21 protein-coding genes are annotated in these 22,880 nt (G+C 71.8%); 14 read left to right on the forward strand and 7 right to left on the reverse strand.

Annotated elements, in window-relative coordinates; genetic code table 11:
• The first annotated feature begins 100 nt into the window (after positions 1–100).
• From ABEA10_RS47895 to ABEA10_RS47930, 8 genes are all read left to right on the forward strand, one after another.
• Positions 101–271, forward strand: coding sequence for a hypothetical protein (locus ABEA10_RS47895; protein ID WP_329254131.1), 171 nt, complete (start codon positions 101–103; stop codon positions 269–271).
• A gap of 222 nt (positions 272–493) precedes the next feature.
• A complete protein-coding gene (locus ABEA10_RS47900) occupies positions 494–829 on the forward strand; it encodes a hypothetical protein (RefSeq protein WP_345475367.1) in 336 nt (111 codons plus the stop codon).
• Between the two features lie 107 nt (positions 830–936).
• Positions 937–3,834 (forward strand): FxSxx-COOH system tetratricopeptide repeat protein, encoded by a 2,898-nt coding sequence (fxsT, locus tag ABEA10_RS47905; protein ID WP_345475368.1) that lies wholly within the window; start codon positions 937–939, stop codon positions 3,832–3,834.
• 105 nt (positions 3,835–3,939) lie between these two features.
• Complete coding sequence (locus tag ABEA10_RS47910) at positions 3,940–5,082, forward strand: NAD(P)/FAD-dependent oxidoreductase (RefSeq protein ID WP_345475369.1); 1,143 nt, start codon at positions 3,940–3,942, stop codon at positions 5,080–5,082.
• Complete coding sequence (locus ABEA10_RS47915; RefSeq protein WP_345475370.1) at positions 5,079–5,384, forward strand: (2Fe-2S)-binding protein; 306 nt, start codon at positions 5,079–5,081, stop codon at positions 5,382–5,384. Before ABEA10_RS47910 ends, ABEA10_RS47915 begins: the two co-directional genes overlap by 4 nt.
• Positions 5,381–6,757: an FAD-dependent oxidoreductase gene (locus ABEA10_RS47920; protein WP_345475371.1), complete on the forward strand. Its 1,377-nt coding sequence runs from the start codon at positions 5,381–5,383 to the stop codon at positions 6,755–6,757. The genes ABEA10_RS47915 and ABEA10_RS47920 overlap by 4 nt, the downstream gene beginning before the upstream one ends.
• The gene (locus tag ABEA10_RS47925; protein ID WP_345475373.1) at positions 6,754–7,689 is read left to right on the forward strand and encodes a dihydrodipicolinate synthase family protein; all 936 of its coding nucleotides are present in this window, start codon (positions 6,754–6,756) and stop codon (positions 7,687–7,689) included. Before ABEA10_RS47920 ends, ABEA10_RS47925 begins: the two co-directional genes overlap by 4 nt.
• Before the next feature lie 44 nt (positions 7,690–7,733).
• Entirely contained in the window at positions 7,734–8,687 is a 954-nt protein-coding gene (locus ABEA10_RS47930) for a proline racemase family protein (protein WP_425551065.1), read from the forward strand.
• Here the strand turns inward: ABEA10_RS47930 and ABEA10_RS47935 are convergent.
• From ABEA10_RS47935 to glgA, 4 genes are all read right to left on the reverse strand, one after another.
• Positions 8,684–9,535 carry a siderophore-interacting protein gene (locus tag ABEA10_RS47935; RefSeq protein WP_345475376.1) on the reverse strand — a complete coding sequence of 284 codons (852 nt, stop codon included), beginning with the start codon at positions 9,533–9,535 and terminating at the stop codon, positions 8,684–8,686. The genes ABEA10_RS47930 and ABEA10_RS47935 overlap by 4 nt on opposite strands.
• 186 nt (positions 9,536–9,721) lie before the next feature.
• The gene (locus ABEA10_RS47940; protein ID WP_345475377.1) at positions 9,722–10,300 is read right to left on the reverse strand and encodes a TetR/AcrR family transcriptional regulator; all 579 of its coding nucleotides are present in this window, start codon (positions 10,298–10,300) and stop codon (positions 9,722–9,724) included.
• Between the two features lie 81 nt (positions 10,301–10,381).
• A complete protein-coding gene (locus ABEA10_RS47945; protein ID WP_329254097.1) occupies positions 10,382–10,741 on the reverse strand; it encodes an SPW repeat protein in 360 nt (119 codons plus the stop codon).
• A gap of 137 nt (positions 10,742–10,878) precedes the next feature.
• Positions 10,879–12,057: a glycogen synthase gene (glgA, locus tag ABEA10_RS47950; protein ID WP_345475378.1), complete on the reverse strand. Its 1,179-nt coding sequence runs from the start codon at positions 12,055–12,057 to the stop codon at positions 10,879–10,881.
• A gap of 71 nt (positions 12,058–12,128) precedes the next feature.
• Here glgA and glgC point away from each other — a divergent pair, with 71 nt between their 5' ends.
• Entirely contained in the window at positions 12,129–13,364 is a 1,236-nt protein-coding gene (gene glgC, locus ABEA10_RS47955; protein WP_345475380.1) for a glucose-1-phosphate adenylyltransferase, read from the forward strand.
• 14 nt (positions 13,365–13,378) lie between these two features.
• Here glgC and ABEA10_RS47960 read toward each other — a convergent pair whose 3' ends face one another.
• Complete coding sequence (locus ABEA10_RS47960) at positions 13,379–13,960, reverse strand: dihydrofolate reductase family protein (protein WP_345475381.1); 582 nt, start codon at positions 13,958–13,960, stop codon at positions 13,379–13,381.
• Positions 13,961–14,088: 128 nt separating this feature from the next.
• On the opposite strand from ABEA10_RS47960, the gene ABEA10_RS47965 reads away from it, so the two are divergent.
• Together ABEA10_RS47965 and ABEA10_RS47970 are read left to right on the forward strand one after the other, a co-directional pair.
• On the forward strand, positions 14,089–16,764 hold the full coding sequence (locus tag ABEA10_RS47965; RefSeq protein WP_345475382.1) for a helix-turn-helix transcriptional regulator: 2,676 nt from the start codon (positions 14,089–14,091) through the stop codon (positions 16,762–16,764).
• A 461-nt stretch (positions 16,765–17,225) separates the two neighbouring features.
• Positions 17,226–18,035, forward strand: coding sequence for a phosphotransferase (locus ABEA10_RS47970; protein ID WP_345475383.1), 810 nt, complete (start codon positions 17,226–17,228; stop codon positions 18,033–18,035).
• Here ABEA10_RS47970 and ABEA10_RS47975 read toward each other — a convergent pair.
• A complete protein-coding gene (locus tag ABEA10_RS47975) occupies positions 18,026–19,933 on the reverse strand; it encodes a GTP-binding protein (protein WP_345475384.1) in 1,908 nt (635 codons plus the stop codon). The genes ABEA10_RS47970 and ABEA10_RS47975 overlap by 10 nt on opposite strands.
• A gap of 200 nt (positions 19,934–20,133) precedes the next feature.
• Positions 20,134–20,538: a nitroreductase family deazaflavin-dependent oxidoreductase gene (locus tag ABEA10_RS47980; RefSeq protein WP_345475385.1), complete on the reverse strand. Its 405-nt coding sequence runs from the start codon at positions 20,536–20,538 to the stop codon at positions 20,134–20,136.
• Between the two features lie 112 nt (positions 20,539–20,650).
• Here ABEA10_RS47980 and ABEA10_RS47985 point away from each other — a divergent pair, with 112 nt between their 5' ends.
• The 3 genes from ABEA10_RS47985 to ABEA10_RS47995 all read left to right on the forward strand — a co-directional run bounded on the left by ABEA10_RS47985 (position 20,651) and on the right by ABEA10_RS47995 (position 22,879).
• On the forward strand, positions 20,651–21,157 hold the full coding sequence (locus tag ABEA10_RS47985) for a universal stress protein (RefSeq protein WP_345475386.1): 507 nt from the start codon (positions 20,651–20,653) through the stop codon (positions 21,155–21,157).
• 128 nt (positions 21,158–21,285) lie between these two features.
• Entirely contained in the window at positions 21,286–21,645 is a 360-nt protein-coding gene (locus ABEA10_RS47990) for a VOC family protein (RefSeq protein WP_345475387.1), read from the forward strand.
• A gap of 13 nt (positions 21,646–21,658) precedes the next feature.
• Entirely contained in the window at positions 21,659–22,879 is a 1,221-nt protein-coding gene (locus ABEA10_RS47995; protein WP_345475388.1) for a hypothetical protein, read from the forward strand.
• The last annotated feature ends 1 nt before the right edge of the window (position 22,880 follow it).

Genomic DNA, 22,880 nt, shown 5'->3' on the forward strand with positions numbered 1-22,880 from the left:
CGACCTCGGAACCGATGCCCACCGGCCGTCGATTCTTAGGCTGGCACCGCGGTCTACGATGTGCCTGCTACCAGTATCGATGGGCGAGCAAAGGGACCACATGAGCGACGACGCCTTTCCGGCGATCCGCGATCTGCCGAACCTGTCACGGCTGCCTCTCCGTGAGCTACGCGTCGACGCCGACGGGGCGTTGGACCAGGCACTTCGCCGCGTACTCGCGGAAGACGAGGCCACGACCGAAGCATCCGCGGGCTTTCAGAACCGGCTCTGAACCCCCGCTCGGAGGGCGGGCCGGATGACGCTCCGCGATATTCCGACCCCTTCCGGAAGAGGACCGATATTTCCGGGATCTAGCCTTTCTTGATTCGTCCGGACCGGGCGCCGCATCCGGACCCACGGACGCCGGAGTCCTCCGACGTCGGCTGATGACCTTGTCCGGCCAGGCACCGACCTCGTTTGCTTGAACCAGAGGCCGACAAGGAAGGTCGTTTCCGTGATCCTGAGCCAGGCATGTCTATGGCCGCTCGTCGCTCTGGCCGGCGGGACCGTCGTCGCGGCGACACTGCGCTGCCTGACGCTGTTCATCGGGTTGAGGCTGACGCTCCACGGCGCGCCGCGCGACCAGCGGCTGCCGATCTACCGCGAATTCGCCCGGGCCCTCAGCTTCACGGCCCGGCTCGAGGAGCACACGAGCCGGCGGCCGGCCGAAAGGCCGGCCGCGATGGCTCCGGTCATCGTGTCACGGCATCGGCGACGTGGTCATACTCGATTTTTACGCCGTCCAAAAACGCATCCGTCAGGAGCGACCGCACGAATGGTGCACAAATGACATAGTCATCGCCTTTCCTACCTGGCACACTACGGATGAGTCCGGAGGAATCCGGAGGATTTGGGACGGCATCCACGTAGACATCCGGCGGCCGAAGGCGGGTGAGAATGAACCCTTCGGGGGAGGAGGCGGCACCGAGCTTCGTCGCGGATCTGGTCCGGCTGCGTCAGGACGCGGGCATGCCGAGTTACTCCACCCTGGAGCGGCTGAGCGACCACCGCCTGAGCCGCTCGACGATGAGCGATGTCCTCACCGGCAAGCGGGTCCGTCTTCCCGAGTGGCGGTTCGTGGCCGTGTTCGTCACCGCGTGCCGCGAGGCCGCCGCCGAGAGCGGCCTGGATCCGGACCCGCTCGGCACCCCGGCGGACTGGAAGAACCGCTGGGACGCGGCCATGGCGGGACACCGCGACCTCGGCTACGGGGGCGCCCGCAGAACGCGGAGCCCACGACCGGAGAAGAGCGGCACGGCGCCTGCCCCCACCTCGCCCGCCGCTCCCAGCGCGCCGGCGGATGACCCGTCTCCGTATACGGCCGAGAGCACGTTGTGGGGACCGGTGCCGCCGATCGTGCACGACTTCATCGGCCGTGAGGACGTGCTGGAGGAGATGCGTCGCCGTCTGATCGGACGGGGCGGCGTCATCGCCGTCCAGGGCCTGGCCGGCGTCGGCAAGACCCAGGTGGCCATCGCGTACGCGAACCACTTCAAGGGCAATCACGACCTGGTCTGGTGGATCTCCGCGGAGACGCGCGAACGGGCTCTCGCCGACCTGGCGCAGATCGGCATCGCCGGCGAAACGGAGATGACCGACGAAGAGCGGGCCGCCGCGGTGATCGACGCGTTGCGCCTCGGCCGTCCCTACGCGCAGTGGCTACTGGTCTTCGACAACGCGGACGACCCCGACCGGGTGCGGGATCTGCTGCCGCCGGAACGCGGGAACATCATCATCACGACGCGCAACAGCCGGTGGAGGGCCTTCGAGGAGCTGCACGAGCTGGACGTGCTCTCCCGGCGCGAGAGCGTCGAGTTCCTGTCGGGCCGGATACGCGGGCTCAGCGAGGCGGACGCCCATCGGCTGGCGGAGGCGGCCGGCGATCTTCCCCTGGTCCTCGAACACGCCGCCGAGTCACGGATCCCTCTCGATGAGTACCTGACCCGGCTCGCAGCCGCTCCCCGGCGGCTGCTGTCGGCGAACCAGCCGTCCGGCTATCCGGTATCGGTCACCGAGAGCTGGGACGCGGCGATCGAACGACTCCGACAGGACACACCGCCGGCTCTCGAGTTGCTGCGATGCTGCGCGTTCTTCGGTGCCGGACCCATCCCGCTGGAGGCGCTCGAACGCGGACGCTATCTCCCCCGTTCCTCTCTCCAGACGACCCTCGGTGACCCGATCACCCGCAGCCGTGCCATCGGCGCGCTGGGGCGGACGGCGCTCGCCCGGGTGGATCCGGCGCGCCGGACCATCCAGGTGCACCGCATCGTGCAGGCCGTCGTACGCGACCGGCTGAGCGCGGCGGACGTCGAGCAGTCGCGACACGACGTGCATCTCCTGCTGGCCGCCGCGGATCCGGGCGACCCCGACGACTTCGACAACTGGCCGCACTACGAGGAGCTCCGGGGGCACATGTCGCCCTCCGGCCTGGAGGGCTGCCGCGACCCGTCCGCTCAGCGCCTGGTGCTGAACATCGTGCGCTACCTGCGGGTCGTCGGTGATCCGGTGCAGGCACGCGCCCTCGCGGACCGCGCCCTGCAGCGATGGCCCGCGTCGGTCCCCGACGACCTGGACGCTCTCACCATGCACCTGGCCGTCAACCGCTCCAAGGCCGATGCCATGGGGGCCCTCGGCGCCTACGACGACGCCTTCGAACTCAGCCGGACCGCCCTGGCCCGGGCTCAGGCGTCGCTCGGCGACGACCACGAGGAGACCGTCATCCTCGGGAGGTCCGTCGGTGCCGAGTTGCGCATGCGAGGACGTTTCGCCGAGGCCCTCGACGCCGACAGGGCCTCGTTGAGCGCGCACCTGCGCGTGTTCGGCCGGGACCATCCCCAGTCGTTCATGGCCCGCAACAACGTCGCGATCGATGACACCCTCAACGGGCGTCACGACGACGCGGCGCGCGAGGACGAGAGGGTCTACCGCGACGCTCTGAACTTCTACGGCCGCGCCGATCATCCAGCGGTTCTCTACTACCAGAACGCGATGGCGCGCAGCCTGCGGCACGCCGGCCGCTACCACGCCGCGCTCCAGGTCGCCGACCAGGTCAACGAGGGGTACCGGTCGGTCATCGACCGGGGGATCCTGAGCGAGGACCACCCATGGGTGCTGGCTCACGCCAACGACCTCGCGGCGGCACGCGCCGACGCGGGTGTCCCGAACGCCTACGAGTCCGCCTCGGACGTGCACAACCGGTGCTGGCGGATCTTCGGCGTGAACCATCCGCAGACACTCGCCGCGGCGGTGACTCTCGGCTCCGCGCTGCGGATGAGCCGTCGCACGAAGGAGGCTCTGGACCGTCTCACGGACACCGCCGACCGTTACCGGTCCACGTTCGGCACCGATCACCCCTACACGCACGCCTGCGCGATCGAGCTGGCGGCGGCCCACCGGCAGAGCGGAGATCCAGCGGCGGCCATCACGTTGCTGGACGGGGCCCTGAGCGGGTTGCACGGCACGGTCGGGGCCGGCCACCCGTACACGCTGACCGCCATGACCACGCGTGCGAACGCCCTGGCGGACTCCGGCGGCCTGGACGACGCGGCGGCCGACGCGCGCACCGCGCTCACCGGGCTGCGGCGCGTGCTCGGCCCCGACCACCCGCATACGCTGGCCTGCGCCGGAAATCTCACGCTGGTGCTGTCGGACCTCGGCCGGCAGCAGGAGGCGGGGACCGATCGCGCCGACATCCTTGTCCGTTATCAGCGGTCGCTCGGCGCCGAGCACCCGCACGTGACCTTCTTCCTTCGCCGCGAACGCCTCGACCCGGGTTTCTCTCCGATGCCCCTGTGACTTCGCGCACGGGCGCTCGGCCGGAGGCGTTCGACGCTGCGTGCCCCCCGGTCTGGCCGTTGACGTCGTCGCGAGAGCCGCCATAACGTTCGGATCATCGAACGGATGAAGGCGATCGTGATCGGCGCTGGGATCATCGGCACCGCGTGCGCCCGTGAGCTGGCTCTCGCCGGTGTCCGCGTGACCCTCGTCGACCGGGCCGGCGCGGCCGGGGCGACCACCGCGCACGGTGAGGGCAACGTCCTCGTCTCCGACAAGGGGCCCGGTGCCGAGCTCCGGCTGGCCCAGTTCTCCCGGCGGCTGTGGCCGGAGGTGACCGGCGACGGCACCGAGTGGCAGGCCAAGGGCGGCATCGTCGTGGCCACCACCGAGGAGGGGGCCCGCGAGCTCACCGCGTTCGCCGCCGCGCAGCGGACCGCCGGGGTACGCGCCGAGCCACTCGGGCCGGCCGAGCTCGCGAGCGCCGAACCCCACCTCACCCGTGACGTCACCGCGGCCGTCCACTATCCGGACGACGCCCAGGTCCAGCCCGCCGGCGCCGCGAACGTCCTCCTCGACGCCGCCCGGCGCGAGGGCGCCACATTGCTGACCGGCTGCGAGGTTCTCGGCACCGTCGCGCGCGGCGGGCGCCTCACGGCGGTCCGCACCACGGCCGGCACGCTGGAGGCGGACCTGTTCGTCAACGCCGCGGGCCCGTGGGCGGGCGTGCTGAGCCGCCGCCTCGGCGCGCCGGTCGACGTACGCCCCCGGCGCGGAGAGATCCTGGTCACGACGCCGCTGCCCCCGACCGTCTTCCACAAGGTGTACGACGCCGACTACGTGGGTGCCGTGGGCGGCGACACGGACGAACTCCAGGCCTCGGCCGTGGTCGAGTCCACCCGCGCCGGCACCGTGCTGCTCGGCTCCTCGCGCCGCGCCGCCGGATTCGACGACCGGCTGCGCCCAGAGGTCCTCTCGGTGATCGCGGAGCGGGCGCTGCGGCTGTTCCCGTGCCTGTCCGGCGTACCGGCGATGCGCGCGTACGGCGGCTTCCGCCCGTACGTCACGGACCATCTGCCGATCATCGGCGCGGATCCTCGCGTCGACGGCCTGTGGCACGCGACGGGCCACGAGGGCGCGGGCATCGGCCTCGCCCCGGGCACCGCACGGCTCCTCACCGACCTGGTGACCGGACGAACGCCCGAGGTCGACGCCGCCCCGTTCCGCGTGGACCGACCCGCCGTCCTGCCCCAGGGAGCCGCCGGATGACACGAAGCCGCCGGGCGTACGAAGCCGTGCCGATGACCCGGATCACCGTCGACGGCGAGCCTTTGACCGGCCGGGCCGGACAGACGATCGCCGGGATTCTCATCGCCGCCGGGCACCGGCCGTGGCGGCGGGCGCCGTCCGGGGCGCCGCGCGGCGTGTTCTGCGGCATCGGCGTCTGCTTCGACTGCCTGGTGACCGTGGACGGCGTCCGCGACGTGCGCGCCTGCCTCCGGAGGGCCCGCGACGGCGACGTGGTCACCACCCAGTCCCGCGCCGAGGACACCGCGGAGGAGACACCGTGACGCGCCACGTCGTCGTCATCGGCGCGGGACCGGCCGGGCTCGCCGCCGCCACCGCCGCCGTACGGGCCGGGGCGCGGGTGACGCTCATCGACGCGGCCGACCAGGCGGGCGGGCAGTACCACCGGATGCCCACGGACACCTACGAGGCGAAACGCCCTTTCCGCATCCGTGAGAGCGAACGCTGCGACTGGTGGCCCGGTGCCGCCGTCTGGTCGCTCGAACGACGCGACTCCGGCACGCCCCGCGTACACGTCGTGCGCGGCTCGGACGCGGACGGCGACCAACGCCGCCGGTACGTCCTCCGGCCCGACGCGCTGGTCCTCGCTCCCGGCGCCCATGACCGCGTGCTGCCCTTCCCCGGCTGGGAGCTGCCCGGCGTCGTCACCGCCGGAGCCGCCCAGGCACTGGCCAAGGGTGAACGCGTCGCCGTGGGCGGGCGCGCGCTGGTCGCCGGCACCGGGCCGTTCCTGCTGCCGGTGGCCGCGTCGCTGCTGGACGTGGGCGCGCACGTCATCGAGGTACTGGAGGCGAGCACGACCGGCGCGGTCCTGCGCGGCTGGACCCACCGTCCCTGGGAACTCGCGGGGCAGGCGGGCAAGGCCGCCGAACTCGCCGCGTACGCCGCGAGGCTCGCCCGTGGCCACGTCCCGTACCGGACCGGGCGGGCGGTGATCGAGGCGCGCGGCGACGGTCGCATCGAGGAGGCCGTCACCGCACGGCTCCGCGCCGACTGGTCGGTCGTGCCCGGCAGCGAGCGGACCTCGGCCGTGGACGCGCTCTGCGTCACCCACGGGTTCACCGCGCGGCTCGAACTGCCCGTCGCCGCGGGCTGCGCCGTCCTCGGCGGCTTCGTCATGGTCGACGGCGACCAGGCGACGAGCGTCCCCGGCGTGTACGCGGCGGGCGAGGTCACCGGGATCGCCGGCGCGCCGGCCGCCCGTGCCGAGGGCGTGGTGGCCGGCTGGGTCGCGGGCGGCGGTTCCCCCGAGCGGCTGCGCGCGATACGCCGGCGGCGCGACGAGGGCCGCGCCTTCGCCGTACGACTGGCCACCGCGCATCCCATCGGCCGCCGCTGGACGGAGTGGCTGCGCCCGGACACGATCGTGTGCCGCTGCGAGGAGACCGACTACGGCACCCTCCGCCAAGCCGCCCACGCCCAGGCGACCCCCCTTCGTGAAGGGGCCCGCGCGCCGGGGCTCGATGCTCGTGCCGTGCGCCTCGGTACGCGTGCCGGACTTGGACCGTGCCAGGCGCGGATCTGCGGGCCCGCGCTGGCCGAGTTGCTCGACACGAACCCGCACCACCGGCCGGTCGCCTGGCCGATCCGGCTGGGCGAGCTCGCCAATCCCCCCGAGAAGGAGCAAACCACGTGACCAAGCAGGTCAAAGGGCTCGGCGGCGTCATCGTGGCGACCGCGCTCCCCTACCGTGAGGACGCCTCAGCGCCCGCCGGGCTGGCGGTCGACTACGAGCGGTACGCCGAACACTGCCGCTGGGTGGTCGACGGCGGCTGCCAGGGCGTCGGCCCGAACGGCTCGCTCGGCGAGTACTCCTCGCTGACCGATGAGGAGCGCCGCCGCGTCGCGCGTACGGCGATCGAGGCGGTCGGCGACCGGGCCGTCGTCGTGGTCGGCGTGCACGCGCCCGGGTCGCACCTGGCCCGGCACTGGGCGGAGCTGGCGGCCGAGGACGGCGCGGACGGCCTGCTGTGCCTGCCTCCGACGATGTACCGGGCGAGCCACGCCGACGTCATCGCGCACTTCGAGGCGGTCGCCTCGGTCGGCCTGCCGGTCATGGTCTACAACAACCCGATCGACACGAAGGTGGACCTCACACCCGACCTGCTGGCCGAGATCGCGCAGATCGACAACGTCGTCGCGGTCAAGGAGTTCTCCGGCGACGTGCGGCGGGTCCTGGAGATCCAGGAAAAGGCGCCGGGCCTGGAGGTCGTCGCGGGCGCGGACGACGTGACGCTGGAGGCGCTGCTCATGGGCGCGACCGGCTGGTTCGCCGGCTTCCCGAACGTCTTCCCCGCCGAGTCGGCGCGGCTGTACGAACTGGGCGTCGCGGGCCGGCTGGATGAGGCGCGGGAACTGTACGAACCGCTGGTGGCGGCGTTCCGCTGGGACTCGCGTACGGAGTTCGTCCAGGCGATCAAGCTGGGCATGGACATGGTCGGAAGGTACGGCGGCCCCTGCCGCCCGCCGCGCGGGCCGCTGACCGGCGAGCAGCGCGCCCAGGTGAAGGCGGACATGGACCGCGCGATCGCGGCGCTGGCCAAGCAGCGGAGGAGGACCGCCCGGTGAGGTCGATCCGTACGATCAGCGCGGTCGACTCGCACACCGAGGGCATGCCGACGCGGGTCGTCACCGGCGGGGTGGCGCCGATCCCGGGGGCGACGGCGGCCGAGCGCCGGCGGTACGCCGTGGAGCACCTGGACGACCTGCGCCGCTTCCTGGTCGACGAACCGCGCGGGCACGCGGCGATGAGCGGGGCGATCCTCCAGCCGCCGCTGCGCGAGGACGCCGACTGGGGCGTGGTCTACATCGAGGTCAGCGGCTTCCTGCCGATGTGCGGCCACGGCACGATCGGCGTGGCGACGGTGCTGGTGGAGACCGGCATGGTGGAGGTCACCGAACCGGAGACCGTCGTACGGCTCGACACCCCGGCGGGCCTGGTGGAGGCGCGGGTGGCGGTCCGCGACGGGCACGCCGAACGCGTCACGCTGCGCAACGTCGCGTCGTTCGCCCTCGGCCACGACCTGACCGTGAACGTGCCGGACCTGGGCGAGGTGCGGTACGACATGGCGTACGGCGGGAACTTCTACGCGATCGTCGAGCTGTCGTCGGTCGGCCTGCCCTTCGACCGCGCCCGCAAGGACGACATCCTCAAGGCGGGCCTGGCCATCATGGCGGCGATCAACGAGCAGCGCCCGCCGCGTCACCCGGCCGACCCGCTGATCGCGGGCTGCAAGCACGTCCAGTTCCTGGCGCCGGGCTCGGACGCGCGGCTGTCGCGCAACGCGATGGCCATCCACCCGGGCTGGTTCGACCGGTCGCCGTGCGGCACGGGAACCTCGGCCCGGATGGCGCAGCTGCACGCGCGGGGCGAGCTGCCGCTGGGGGCGGAGTTCGTGAACGAGTCGTTCATCGGCACCCGCTTCACCGGCCGGCTCGTGGACACGACGCGCGTCGGCGGGGTGGCGGCCGTGGTCCCGGAGATCTCCGGCCGCGCCTGGATCACCGGTACGGCCAACTACCTGCTCGACCCGGCCGATCCCCTGCCGACCGGCTTCGTCCTCTAACCGGCCGCGCTCCGGGCTTCCTCCTCCTCGATCTGGCGGTTCCACTCGCGCTTGCCGGCGCGCCAGCCCTCGTCGTCGGTGCCGTACCGCCAGTAGCCCGAGATCGACAGCTGCTCCAGCGGGATGCCGCGCTCGACGCGCAGGTGGCGGCGCAGGCGCTTGACGAAGCCCGCCTCTCCGTGGACGAACGCGTGCACGTCGCCGTCCGGGAACTCCAGCCCGTGTACCGCCTCGACGAGCGCGTCGCCGACCGGCGCGTCGCCGCGATGCAGCCACACCAGCTTGGCGTCGCCCAGGGTGATCAGCTCCTGCTCCTCGCCGGGGCCCGTCACCTCGATGAACACCCGGGCCGGAGCGCCCTGCGGCAGGGCCTCCAGAGACGCGGCGATGGCGGGCAGGGCGCTCTCGTCGCCGACCAGCAGGTGCCAGTCGGCCTCCGGGGACGGCCGGTAGGCACCGCCGGGGCCCAGGAACAGCACGTCGTCCCCTGCCCGGGCGTTCGCGGCCCACGGGCCGGCCAGGCCCTCGTCGCCGTGGTGGACGAAGTCGACGCTCATCTCCAGCGCGTGCGGGTCCCAGCTCCGTACGGTGTAGGAGCGCATGCGGGGCCACTGGTCGCGGGGCAGGTCACGGCGGATGACCTCCATGTCGAACGGCTCGGGGTAGCTCACCCCCGGCACCGGGAACAGCAGCTTGATGTAGTGGTCGGTGAACTCACCCACGCCGAGGCCGGCCAGGCCCTCACCGCCGATGAACACGCGGATCATGTGCGGCGTGATCCACTGGACCCGCAGGACCTTCGCCCGGGTCAGTCTCCTGCCCTTGCGGGCCGGTCTATCGTTCGCCATTGATTGACTCCTCAACGGGTTGCTTAGGTCAACCTAACTCACGCCCCCTGTGTGACAGGTTATCCGTTGTGGACGGATGCGTCTCGGGAGCGGTCGCGGCAGGCGCCTCCGCGGCCGATACGGCAGGACGCCGGTCGCGGCCGGCGGCAGGCGGCTTTCACGCCCCAGGGCGGCGGGCGAGGGATGCTAAGCGGTGAGGCCCGCGCCGAGGAGTTCGGCGATGTCGCCCAGGTCGAAGGTGGGCACGCCGACGTCGCGCCAGTGCGCGTGGTTGAGCAGGGCGACGGCGAAGGTCGTCGCGGCCGCGGTCCGGCGGCCTTCGGGCACGGCGGGGTCGGGCAGCGCGCCGTCGATGGCCCGGCGTACGAGGCCGATGAGCTTGGCGTTCACCTCGGCGAGCGCACCGCCGACCTCCGGATGGGTGGCCGCCTCGCGGAACAGGATGAGCCGCGCCCCGGACGACCGGGTGTACCAGACGTCGAAGTCGGCGGCCACGTTGCGCAGGGTCGCGGGGACGTCGCCGGGCACCACCTCGGCCTCCAGCGACGCGATCTGCTCGATCGGCACGCGGTCGACGAGGGCCAGCAGGATGTCGATCTTGCGGGCAAAGTAGTGGAAGACGAGCCCCTTGTAGACGCCGGCGCGTTCGGCGATGCGGGACGTGGGCGTGGCGTCGTACCCCTCCTCGGCGAAGAGCCCCTCGGCCGCGTCCAGGATGCGCGCGCGGCTGTCCTCGGCCGAGCGGACGCGTGACGTGCCGGGCATCGGGGACTCCTCCGGTGAGATACGGCGAGGGGCCGGGCTGCCTGCCCGGCCCCTCGTCAGCGTACGTGTGTCGATGGGGGATCAGTGGGTAACGGCGCGGCGGTGCGTCAGGTCGCCGGTGACACCGACGCTGAGGCCGGCCAGCACGGCGATGACACCGACGATCCAGGAGGTCCACGCGGCACCGCTGTGCCCGGTGTAGGTGATCACCCAGGGTGCGATGAAGAGCAGGACACCCCAGAGCGCGATCAGCCACTCCGTCACGGCACCGGCCGCGCGGGCGAGGGAGACGAGACTCGTGATGACGAGCAGCGCGCCCAGAACGATCAGCGAGGCGACGGCACCGCCTTCATGCGTGGTGTCGACCCAGATCGGAGACAGAGCCGCGTACAGACCCGCGACCAACGCCACCCAGTCCTGCCATCGAGTCCAGGCTTTCATGAATGCCACCTCCGTCTCTTTTGACTGGCCGAACGGTCAATCACCCATCCATAACTGGCCGCCCGGTCAATCAATTCCGCCGAAGGCGATGTGATTTACGTCACATTCCGCTGGGCGGCACAGGTGAGCGCCGATGCTCAGACGAGCCGGGCGTACAGCTCCCGGGTGCGCTCGGCGATCCGCGGCCAGGAGAAGTGCTCGACCGCCCGGCGGCGGCCCGCCCGGCCCATCGCGGCGCGGCCCGGGGAGGCGATCAACGCGTTGACCCGCTCGGCCAGGTCGGTGACGAAACGCTCCGGGTCGACCGGCAGGCCCGTACCGTCGGCGACCTGCTCGATCGGCACCAGCAGCCCGGTCTCCCCAGCGGCGACGACCTCGGGGATCCCGCCCGTCGCGGTGGCCACGACCGGCGCCTCGCAGGCCATCGCCTCCAGGTTCACGATGCCCATCGGCTCGTAGATCGACGGGCAGACGAACACGCTCGCGTGGCTGAGCAGTTGGACGACCTGCGGGCGAGGCAGCATCTTCGCGATCCACACGACGCCTTGCCGTTCGCGGCGGAGGCCATCGATGAGCGCGTCGACCTCGGCGGCGATCTCAGGGGTGTCCGGCGCGCCGGCGCAGAGCACGAGCTGCACCGACGGGTCGAAGGACCGGGCGGCCCGCAGCAGGTACGGCAGCCCCTTCTGCCGGGTGATCCGGCCCACGAACACCACCGAGGGCCGACCGGGGTCCACGCCGAACCGCTTCAGGACATCCGTACCGTGATCGGGCGCGTACTGCACCGTGTCGATCCCGTTGTGCAGCACGGTGACCCGCTCGGGGTCGAGCTCGGGGTAGCAGGCGAGCACGTCGCGGCGCATGCCCTCCGAGACCGCGACGACCGCGTCGGCGGCGAGGATGGCGGTGCGCTCGGCCCACGAGGAGATCGCGTAGCCGCCGCCGAGCTGCTCGGCCTTCCACGGCCGCAACGGCTCCAGGCTGTGCGTCGTCACGACGTGCGGGACGCCGTGCAGCAGCTTGGCGAGATGCCCGGCGAGGTTCGCGTACCAGGTGTGGCTGTGGACGAGGTCCGCGCCGGCGCAGGCGGCGGTCATCTCCAGATCGACGCCCAGCACCTGGAGCGCGGCGTTGGCCGACTCCAGGCCGCCGGGAACGCGGTGGCTGGAGACACCCGGCTCGTCACGCTCGGCGCCGAAGGCGTGCACCCGGACGTCGCAGAGCGCGCGCAGCTCCCGCGCGAGGTACTCCACGTGCACCCCCGCGCCGCCGTAGACCTCCGGCGGGTACTCCCGGCTGAGCAGATCGACGCGCATGCTCAGTAGCGTAAAGCGAAAGATCCCATTTCGTCTGTTCCGGGGGTGACCTGGGCGGTTATCGTCATCCCATGGCGACGCCTCAGGTCCTGTCCATGGTGCTGGCAGGTGGCGAGGGCAAGCGGCTCTTGCCGCTGACGGCCGACCGGGCCAAACCGGCGGTGCCCTTCGGCGGCATGTACCGACTCATCGACTTCGTGCTGTCGAACCTGGCCAACGCCGGATTTCTGCGGATCGTGGTGCTGACGCAGTACAAGAGCCACAGCCTCGACCGGCACATCTCCCGCACGTGGCGGATGTCGACCCTGCTGGGCAACTACGTCACCCCCGTGCCGGCGCAGCAGCGGCTGGGCCCGCGCTGGTTCGCCGGCTCGGCCGACGCGATCCTGCAGAACCTCAACCTCATCGAGGACGACTGCCCCGACCACGTCGTGGTGTTCGGCGCCGACCACATCTACCGCATGGACCCACGGCAGATGGTGGACCAGCACATCGCGTCCGGCGCGGGCGTCACGATCGCGGCGATCCGCCAGCCGCTGTCGCTGGCGGACCAGTTCGGTGTCATCGAGACCGCCCCCGACGGGCGAAGAGTCGCGGCGTTCCTGGAGAAACCGAAGGACGCCGCCGGCCTGCCCGACGCGCCCGACCAGATCTACGCCTCGATGGGCAACTACGTCTTCGACACGCGCGTGCTCATCGACATCGTCAAGCGGGACGCGCTGGACGCCATGAGCCGCCATGACGTGGGCGGAGACATCATCCCCAAGCTGGTCCAGGCCGGGCAGGCGGACGTGTACGACTTCGCCGACAACCAGGTGCCCGGGGCCACCGACCGCGACCGCGGCTACTGGCGCGACGTCGGCACGCTGGACGCCTTCTACGAGGCGCACATGGACCTGATCTCGGTGCATCCGATCTTTAACCTTTACAACCGGAAGTGGCCGATCTACACGGGCCACGACCCGCTGCCGCCGGCCAAGTTCGTCTTCAACGAGGAGGGACGGCGCGGGTACGCGGTCGACTCGATGGTCTCCCCCGGCGCCATCCTGTCCGGCGGCACGGCCGAGCGGTCGATCCTGTCGCCGGACGTCCACCTGGACTCCGGCGCGTCGGTGTGCGACTCGGTCCTGATGGACGGCGTACGGGTCGGGCGCGGCGCCGTCGTACGGCACGCCATCATCGACAAGAACGTGCACGTGCCGGACGGCGCGCGGATCGGCGTGGACCTGGAGGAGGACCAGGGACGCTTCACCGTCACGCCGACCGGCGTACGCGTGATCGAGAAGAACCAGATCATCCCGGGCTGACGCCGGCGGAACGGTCAGGACCGGTGGACGGTGTAGGCGAGGTGCGTCACGCCGTGTCCCTCGATGACCGCCGGGCCCTCCAGCCGGACCGGTGCCGTCGTGAGGTTCTCGAACCACCGGACGCCGGTGCCGAGCAGCACGGGCACCAGGTCGACGTGGATCGCGTCGAGCAGCCCCGCGTCGAGGCACTGCTGAGCGATCTTCGCGCTGGCGACCACGACGTTCTTGTCGCCCGCGGCCTCGCGGGCGAGCTTCACCGCCGCCTCCACCGAGCCGGCGAAGGTGAAGGTCTCCGGGCGGTCGGCCGGCGGCTCGTGGGTGACCACGACGACCGGCACGCCCAGCGGATGGGTGCCACCCCACCCGTGCGTGATGTCGAACAGGTGCCGGCCCGCGACCAGCGCCCCGACGCCCGCCATCGACTCGCGCATGTACGCCGCGCTCGCCTCGGACATGCGGAACGTCGCCCACTCCACGGCGGTGGGCACCTCCACCTCGCCGTTGCCCATCCAGCCGAACAGCTGGTCGATCCCGTCGGCCGGGTCGGCGATGAAGCCGTCCAGTGACATCGACATGTTCGCGATGACCTTGCCCATTTCGGATCTCCTTCTCGTTCTTCGGTGACGAGATCCAGACTGGCCGAGCACGCGGTGCGGAACATCGGCCACCTGGCCGATACCGGGATCGCCTCTGGGGGAGGGATCGGCTGGCAGACTGTGGCCCGATGTCCGCGATCCGACACGACCTCCCGGTTCCGCCGACGACCTTCGTCGGCCGCGAACCGGAGCTGCGCGCCCTCGCCGCCGCGCTGGGCGACGCGCGGCTGGTCACCATCGCCGGTCCCGGCGGCTGCGGCAAGACCCGGCTGGCGATCGAGGCGGCGTCGGCGGAGGCCGCACACCGGCGGGACGGGGTCTGCTGGGCCGACCTGACGACCACCGGCGACGCCTTCGTCGTCGCCGAACTGGTCGCGACGGCCGCCGGGGTCCTCCCCGCGCCGGACCGGGACACGATCCCCTCCCTGGCCCGGCAGCTCGGCGACCGCCGGATGCTCGTGTGCCTGGACAACTGCGAACACGTCGTCGAGGCCGCCGCGGAGCTGGCCGCCGAGCTGACGCGTGCCTGCCCCGGCGTGACGGTGCTGGCCACGAGCCGCGAACCGCTCCGCGTGCCGGGCGAGGTCGTCTGGCGCGTTCCGCCGCTCGGCGCCGAGGACGCCGTCGCCCTCTTCGAGGAGCGCTCGGGCCCCACGCCGGCGCCGGACCGGGACGCCGTGCGTACGGCGTGCGCCCGGCTCGACGGCATCCCGCTCGCCATCGAGCTCGCCGCCGCGTGGTCGGGAACCCTCTCGGCGCGGGAGATCCTCCAGGGCCTGGACGACCGGTTCTCCCTCCTCGTACGGGGCCCGCGCGGGGTCGCGGCGCGGCACCAGACGCTCGCGGCCTCGATGGCGTGGAGCCACGACCAGCTGGCAGAGGACGACCAGGTCCTGTTCCGGCGGCTCGGCGCCTTCCATGGAGGTTTCACGCTCGAGGCGGCCCGCGGGGTCTGCGCGTTCGGCCCGCTCGACCGGATGGCGGTGCTGGCCGGTCTGAGTCGGCTCGTGGACAAGTCGCTGGTCGTCGCGGACACGCACCGCAGCGTCGCGCGGTACCACCTGCTCGAGACGGTCCGCGAGTACGCCGTGGCGCGGCTGGCGGCCTCCGGAGAGGCCGGGCGGGTCCGCGACCGGCACCTCGACACGTACCTGGCGCTGACGGAGGACGCCCGTCCCCTGCTGGCCCGCGACAAGGACGCCTGGCGCGCCGCGGTCGGCGCCGAACACGAGAACCTGTGCGCCGCCGCCACCTGGGGCCTGTCCCGGGACGATCCCGGACGCGGACGCCGGCTCCTGGCGGGCCTGCCCTGGCTGTGGCACCTGACCACGCGAGGTCACGAGGGGCTGGAGTTGCTGCGCCGGGCCGTCGCCCGCACCCCGGATGACCGCACCGCGCTCCAGGCCCGGCTGCTGACCGGCCTGGCGCTGGTCGCCGACACGACGCACCCGGCCGGACCGGACCACGACGCGGCACAGGCCGCGCTGGAGATCGCGGTGGAGGCCGGTGACGTGGCGACCGCGTGCCTCGCCCGGCTTCTGCGGGCCGTCGCCCTGTTCTCCACCGACTTCGACACCGCCTGGTCGCTGGCGGAGACGGCGCGGGGCGAGGCGCGTGAGGCCGGTGAGGAGTTCGTCGCCGACGGGGCGACCGCCCTCATGGGGATGATCCGGCACCTGCGCGATGAGCACGACGAGGCCGAGGAGCTCTTCCGGAGCGCGACCGAGGGCCTACTGCGGCGCGGAGACCGCGGCGTCGCCTCGACGGCGCTCGGGTTCTGGGCCTGCGGGGCGCTCTACACGGGTGACGTCGTACGGGCACGCGCGCTCGCGACCGAGGCGGTGGAGACGGCCCGCCCGCTCGCCGACCACCATCGCGTCGGGTCGGCCGCCGGTGTGCTGGCCACCGTGGAGACGGCGGCCGGACGGCTCGACGAGGCGCGTGCGATCCTCGCCCCGCTGGTCCGGCTGGTGGAGGGCGCCGAGCGTCCGCCGTTCGTGCCCGGCCTGGCACGGGCCATGGGCGAGCTCGAACTGCGGTCCGGCCGGCCGCGCGAGGCGGTCGCCTGGTTCGCGTCGGAGACGAGCTGGCTCGGTGAGGGCCACGAGGCCGCGCTGTCCCCGCAGACCCTGACCGGGCTCGCCGCCGCGTTCCACGCCGCCGGGGACGACGCCGCCGCGGCGTCGGCGTGCGAACGCGCCCTCGCCGTCGCCCGTGCGGTCGGCATGCCCCGGGTGGCCGCCGACGCGCTCGAACAGCAGGCCCGCCTCGCCGGCCCGGCCGACGCGGAGAGACTGCACCACGAGGCCCTGGCCCTGCGCGCGGAACACGGCCTGTGGCTCGCCTGCGCCGGCGGCCTCGACGCGCTCGCCCGGATCGCGGCCGAGGCGGGGGCGCACACCGAGGCGACCCGGCTGTTCGCCGCCTGCGACCGCGCGCGTACGGACATGGGTGTCGCCCCGGTACCCGCCGACCCCGGCCCACGCGCCGCGCTGGGCGAGACCGCGTACGCCGCCGCGTGGGCCGAGGGGAGTGCGCTCGACGTACGCGCGGCGGTGGAGTGGGCTCGCCGCGCCCGCGGCCCGCGCCGCCGCCCGTCGAGCGGCTGGGCGGGACTCACCCCGGCCGAGCGCAGCGTCGTACGGCTGGCCGCCGAGGGCCTCAGCAACCCCGACATCGGGGCCCGGCTGTTCATGAGCCGCAGTACCGTCAAGACCCACCTCTCCCACGTCTACGCCAAGCTCGGCGTCACGAACCGCACCGAACTCGCCGCCCTGGCGGTACCGCACCTCACGAACGACTGACCACATCACGCGCCGACGTCAGAGGATCGTCGACGGCCGCGTCTGATTCGATGGGTCCGTGAACGAGGCGCTGGAGTGGATCGAGCCCCCGGTAGGTCACGACGGTGTCGTCGAGCGATCGTTTCGGCTCGGCCGGACGACGGGCGCGGTTCCAGGCGTACTGTGGCTGCCGTCTTCTCCCGGCTCCACGCCTCCCCCTCGCTGCCGCCCTGGGCGACGAGCTTCGTTGTGTGGTCCTCGGGAAGTTCGGTCTTCAGCAGGCGGCGGCCATGAATGAGGGGCTGGCCGCGCCGGAGCGGCCGGCTACGCCGGTACGCACGGCGAGACGAAGCCCACGGCCATTGCCGGGTGGCGCCACTTCATCGCGCACCACCTGACCACCCACGGCTGAACGGCCGACGGCCGGCCGGGCGAGACAGAGGGGACCAGGCGCGTTGAAGGCATCAGATGTCCCGCGAGCAGTGGCCGCGGCCGTTGCCACGGCCACCGCGCTCGGCCTGAGCGTTGATGACGCGGTCGTCCTGCACGACTCGAACCGGATCGCCGTGCGCCTGCGGCCTTGTGGCGTTCTCGCCCGGGTCGCGTATGTCGCGCGTCGGGCAGATGCCGAGTTCGAGGTCGAGCTCGCTCGGCGACTCGCCGGAACGGACAGCCCGGTGGCCGGCCTGGAGCCTCGGGTCGAGCCCCGCGTGTACGTGCGTGATGGCTTCGTGGTCACGCTGTGGACGTACTACGAGCCCGTGCCATCACCCGGCCTCGCGCCCGCCGAGTACGCGCGGGCGCTCGTGCGGCTGCATGCCGGCATGCGGCGGATCGACGTTCCCGCGCCGCACTTCACCGATCGAGTCGCGCAGGCGCAGCGGCTGGTCGGCGACCGCGCGCGTACCCCGGAGCTCGGTGAGGCGGAGCGCGGACTGCTCGGTGACACGCTGACGCGCCTGAGCCGCGAGATCGCCGACCGCGGCGCCGATGAGCAGCTGTTGCACGGTGAGCCGCATCCGGGCAACGTGCTCCGGACGGAGACCGGGCAGCTGTTCATCGACCTGGAGACATGCTGCCGTGGACCGGTCGAGTTCGACCTCGCCCATGCGCCCGAGCAGGTCGACGAGCACTATCGAGCGGCCGATCCGGACCTGCTTCGCCGGTGCCGGATCCTCACGCTCGCGATAGCCACGACATGGCGTTGGGATCGAGACGACCAACTTCCGAACGGGCGCCGGCTGGGCACAGAGTGGCTCGACCGGATCCGAGCAGCACTCGGTCACCACTGACTCGATGTCGTTCGGCGCGGGCGTCCGGGCGCCTCGCCGTGCACCGGGGCGTACCGGTCGAAGGTGCATTCGAGCAGGCCCTCGCCGCGGGTCAGGCCCGGCAGCCGTCGTTCCAGCTCGTGCACTCGCGCCGCCGGGATCTCGCCCTCGACCGTACGGACCGTGCCGTGGACCTCGGTGGTGCGCGGGACGGCGCGCAGCCGACCGAGCACGGGCGCCAGCCCGCCGTACGTGTCCTCGGGCACCTCCAGGTGAAAGCGCTGCAACGGCTCGCAGACGACCGTGCCCGCCCTCCTGAGCGCCGCCCGCAGCACCCTCGGGGTCAGGCCGCGGAAGTCGGCGGCGGTGCTGACCGGCGGGAAGTAGCCCGCCCGGGTCATGGTGACGGCGCAGTCCGTGACCTGCCAGCCGCGCGGCCCCCGGCGCAGCGTCGCGTGCGTGGTCTCCTCGACCGCGGCGAAGAAGGCGTACGGCAGGCAGCCGAGCTCGACCTCCAGCCGGAAGCGCGTGCCGGAGCCTGCCGGGGCCGGGTCGACGCGCAGGCCGATCGTGGCGAGGAACGGGTTGCCGTCCTTCTGCCCGACCTCCACGGCCTCTCCGGTGCCCGCGGGCCGCTCGACGTGAAGCGTCGTGGTCTCGCGGAACTCCACGTCGAGACCGAAGTCGTCGGCGAGGGTCGCCTGGATGACCTCCTTCTGCACCTCCCCGTACAGCGACACGGAGATCTCCTGGCCGAGGTCGTCCTGCCGGAGGCCGATCAGCGGGTCCTGCTCGGCGAGTTCGGTGAGCGCCGCGTGGAGCGCACCCCTGTCGGACCGGCGGCGCGGCACGACCACCGTCTCCAGCGTCGGGGGCGCGAAGTGGCCGGTCGCGTCGCCGGACGGCGGTTCGCCCAGCGAGTCGCCGATCCGGACGCCGCCGAGCCCCCGCAGCCGGACGATGTCACCCGGGCCGGCGCAGCCGCGCGGCACCGCCGCCCCGCCGTCGAACACGCTGATCCCGGTGACCTTCGCCTCCCCCGCGTCACCGAACCGCAGCGCGTCCCGCACCCGTACGGTGCCGGAGAACAGGCGCGCGCAGGCGACCTTCTCCCCCGCCGCACCGCGCTCGATCTTGAAGACCGTGCCCGAGACCGGGCCGTCCGCGTCGTCGCCGGCCCGGGGCAGCAGCTCACGGATGCCGGCGGTGAGCGCGTCCAGACCCGTACCCGTGATCGCCGAGCCGAAGAACACCGGATGCGCCCGCCCCTGCCGTACCTGGGCGGCGAGCGCGTCGCGGAGACGAGGGTAGGTGAGCGCGTCCTCGACGTAGGCGGTGAGCAGGTCGTCGTCGTGTCGGGTGAGCAGGTCGGCGAGGGCCGCGCGGAAGTCCTCGTCGCCCGGACCGTACGGGGTGAAGGCCGCGTCGCGCGTGCCGAGTCCGCGGACCGCGCCCATCGCCACGACCGCGGGCGTCAGCCTCTCGGCCAGCGTCCGCAGCAGGCCGTCGCACCGCGCGCCCCGGCGATCGATCTTGTTCGCGAAGATGAGCGTGGGAATGCGCAGGCGGCGCAGCGTACGCATGAGGATGCGGGTCTGCGCCTGTACGCCCTCGACGGCGGAGACCACCAGCACGGCCCCGTCGAGCACGCCGAGCACCCGCTCCACCTCGGCGATGAAGTCCGGGTGGCCGGGGGTGTCGATCAGGTTGACCGTGACGTCGCCGAGGCGGAACGACACCACGGCGGACTTGATCGTGATGCCGCGCCGGCGTTCGAGCGCCGACGAGTCGGTCTGGGTGTTGCCGTCATCGACGCTGCCGACCGCGTCGATGACACCGGCGGCGTAGAGGAGCCGCTCGGTCAGGCTGGTCTTACCGGCGTCGACATGGGCGAGAATCCCGAGGTTGAGCGTTGTCACCGAGCGTCATGTCCTTGAGGTAGGCGAGAACTCCCTTGCGTGGGGACATGGACGCTTGGCGCATTGCTCTCTCCGTCGGTCGGCTCCTTGGTCGGCGCGATTACAGCAGGTGACCGCTCCGCGGGGCAACGGGATTTACCCGGCCCCGCCGGCCGCCGGGTGGCCGGGTGACGCACCCGGCGCCGAGCGGGACGGTCGCGTCAGACGCGTTCGAGGACCACGACGGGGATCTCCCGCTCGGTCTTCTTCTGGTAGTCGTTGTAGGCGGGCCAGGTCTCGGCCATGGCCTCCCACAGCGCGGGCTTCTCCTCCGGCGTGGCCGTACGGGCCCGTGCGGCGAACTTCTCGCCCCACACCTGGACCTCGACCTCCGGGTTGGCCTGCAGGTTGGTGTACCACAGCGGCGGCTCGTCGGCCCCGCCCTTGGAGGCGATCACCGTGTAGGTATCGCCGTCCTTCTTGCGGTAGATCAGGGGACTCGTGCGCTTCTGCCCGCTCTTACGGCCGACCGTCGTGAGGAGCAGGACCGTCGTACCCTGCCAGTCGTGCCCCTCGGCGCCATCGGTCTCCTGGTAGCGCTCGACGTGCTCCCGGCCGAACAGCATGTGCCTCACCTCATCTGATCGGGATCTTCGCTCGGGCACAACCAACGAGCCTCCGCGATCCTTCCCCCGGGCCCCGTCGCCGGCAGGGCCTTCCGTGATCGATACTGGCTGGGTGAGTGGCGATGAGACCGGACCGGTCCAGCTGGTGGAGGAGTACGGACCCGAGTGGTCGCCGGGCGTGTTCGAGCGCGGCACCGACGGTCCACTGTTGATCCTCGCCGGCGTGGACGGCTCACCGACGGCCATGCGGGCCAGTTCGTACGCCGCCGGGCTCGCCCGCCGCCAGCGCTCCCGCCTGGTGTTCGTGTACGTCGCGGCGCCGTCGCTGTGGACCGGGATGTCGACCGGACCGGCGGTCGCCGCGCAGGAACAGCTGTTCGGAGAGCTGATCGACGATCTGCGCACCCAGATCCGCGAACGCGCGGACGAGATCGGCGTGCCGATCACCTTCGTCGTCCGGCGCGGCGACGCGTTCGTCGAACTGCGCGACGCGGCGACCGAACTCCACGCCGACATGGTGGTGGTCGGCTCGTCCGAGCAGGCGGGCCACCGGCTCATCGGCTCGGTCGCCTCCCGCCTGGTCCGCGCGGGCCGCTGGCCGGTGACGGTCGTCCCCTAGGCTTCGGCGGGCGGTGGTCAGGCGTTCGGAGAACACCGCCGGGAGACGGGCGGACACGGCGTAGGCCGTTTGGCATGATCAGCGTGGTCGGTCCGCCCATGAGCATTGTTCTTCGGAAAGGCACTCTGATGTCCAGCACCATGCTTTGTGTCGCCGTTGACTGCACCTCCCCGGGTCGTCTTGCCGACTTCTGGTCGCAGGCCCTGAACTACACGGCCCGGCACGAACTGCCCAACGGCGCCCATCTCATCGCCAAGGACCAGCAGACCACGCCCTGGCTGGCCTTCATTCCCGTACCCGAGGCCAAGGGCGCCAAGAACCGGCTGCATCTCGATCTTCGGCCCGACGACCAGGAGGCCGAGATCGAGCGGCTCCTCGCTCTGGGCGCCACCCGAGCCGACGTCGGCCAGCCCACCGACGCCCCGTGGACGGTGCTGGCCGACCCTGAGGGCAATGAGTTCTGCGTCCTCCCGTCCCAACCCGCCTGATCGGGTGCATCACATGCCTCGCCCAGAAGCCTGCATCGAGGATGCGGGCAACATCTTGGTCGCGCCTGCGACGTTTCGAGATGATCACTTCATCAGGGAATTCTTCGGGTCCATGATCACGCCAGAGGACCTTGCTTCCGGTTCGCTCGACCTCGCGCAGAAGACCGTCTACCTGTGTGGCGACATATCCAGGATCAGCCGTCGCCGGCTGCGTGCGGCCGCCCGGGTGTTCGTCATCCGGGAGCTGTCACACGGTTACCACGAGGACGTCGACGAACACTGGACCCTCATCGACCTCGGCCGAGTTCCCATCCGCGTACACGGCGTCGGCGTGTACCACCGCCGCTTCTTCGGGCTCGACGCCGATCACTTCGGACGGATCCGTGCGGAGCACACGTTCCAGTCCCTGACGGAGTCCACCAAGCCCGGCACAGCCCATCGCAGCGGAATCTATCTGACGCCCGTCACGCAAAACGGCGACGAACTGCATTTCCGCCTGCTCCGGTGCTCCACCAATTTCTCGGGGCCGACCGAGAGCTTTCGCCCGACCGACACGCACATCGTCGAGGCCCTGAACCGCGAGGCCGCATGGGTCTTCCGGAACCAGGCACCGCTGAATCACGTCCTCGCTCAGATCTACCACAACACCCCTGCCACGGCCGAGCGCAAGCAGTCCAAGGCCAAGATCTCGGCCCATGCCGACAAGACCAAGGACATGCCCGTCAACGGCATCATGGCCTTCTGCACCTTCTATGACCGGCTCGACCAGCTGCAGCCCCTGGCCGAAGACGCCTTCGACTACGGCGTGAAGGGCACCAGCGGGCTGACCAGACTCCACTTTCGCCTCAAGGAGCCGACCGAAGAACGGGACGGGGCCGCGCTCCCCCGGCAGTTCACCCTGACCCTCTATCCCGGCTCCGTCTTCTTCATGCCGCTGTCCACCAACCGCCTGTACACGCACGAGATCCGGCCGTCGGCGTTGGACGCCGACTCGCTCCCGACCCGCCTGGGATACGTGGTGCGCTGTTCGAGCGCCGAAGCCGTTCACAAGAACGGACACACGTTCCTCAAAACGGCCGGAGATCTGGTGAGGCTAGAGCCACCCACACCGGCCGGCATGGACGAGCTGCGCAGACTGTACGCCGAGGAGAACAGGACCTCGTCCTTCATCGATTACGGTGACGAAATCTTCTTCAGCATGAACACGGGAGACTACGTTGCCCCCCGTATATAGG

This window comes from Actinoallomurus oryzae (assembly GCF_039541955.1).
GTDB classification, from domain to species: Bacteria; Actinomycetota; Actinomycetes; order Streptosporangiales; family Streptosporangiaceae; genus Actinoallomurus; species Actinoallomurus oryzae.

Coding starts and splice junctions, on each gene's coding strand:
- ABEA10_RS47945 (WP_329254097.1), bottom strand. CDS start 10,741: ATGAAAGCCTGGACTCGATGGCAGGACTGGGTGGCGTTGGTCGCGGGT.
- ABEA10_RS47930 (WP_425551065.1), top strand. CDS start 7,734: ATGCCGACGCGGGTCGTCACCGGCGGGGTGGCGCCGATCCCGGGGGCG.
- ABEA10_RS47910 (WP_345475369.1), top strand. CDS start 3,940: ATGAAGGCGATCGTGATCGGCGCTGGGATCATCGGCACCGCGTGCGCC.
- ABEA10_RS47935 (WP_345475376.1), bottom strand. CDS start 9,535: ATGGCGAACGATAGACCGGCCCGCAAGGGCAGGAGACTGACCCGGGCG.
- ABEA10_RS47960 (WP_345475381.1), bottom strand. CDS start 13,960: ATGGGCAAGGTCATCGCGAACATGTCGATGTCACTGGACGGCTTCATC.
- ABEA10_RS47915 (WP_345475370.1), top strand. CDS start 5,079: ATGACACGAAGCCGCCGGGCGTACGAAGCCGTGCCGATGACCCGGATC.
- ABEA10_RS47995 (WP_345475388.1), top strand. CDS start 21,659: ATGCCTCGCCCAGAAGCCTGCATCGAGGATGCGGGCAACATCTTGGTC.
- ABEA10_RS47895 (WP_329254131.1), top strand. CDS start 101: ATGAGCGACGACGCCTTTCCGGCGATCCGCGATCTGCCGAACCTGTCA.
- glgC (WP_345475380.1), top strand. CDS start 12,129: ATGGCGACGCCTCAGGTCCTGTCCATGGTGCTGGCAGGTGGCGAGGGC.
- fxsT (WP_345475368.1), top strand. CDS start 937: ATGAACCCTTCGGGGGAGGAGGCGGCACCGAGCTTCGTCGCGGATCTG.
- ABEA10_RS47990 (WP_345475387.1), top strand. CDS start 21,286: ATGTCCAGCACCATGCTTTGTGTCGCCGTTGACTGCACCTCCCCGGGT.
- glgA (WP_345475378.1), bottom strand. CDS start 12,057: ATGCGCGTCGATCTGCTCAGCCGGGAGTACCCGCCGGAGGTCTACGGC.
- ABEA10_RS47965 (WP_345475382.1), top strand. CDS start 14,089: ATGTCCGCGATCCGACACGACCTCCCGGTTCCGCCGACGACCTTCGTC.
- ABEA10_RS47940 (WP_345475377.1), bottom strand. CDS start 10,300: ATGCCCGGCACGTCACGCGTCCGCTCGGCCGAGGACAGCCGCGCGCGC.
- ABEA10_RS47980 (WP_345475385.1), bottom strand. CDS start 20,538: ATGCTGTTCGGCCGGGAGCACGTCGAGCGCTACCAGGAGACCGATGGC.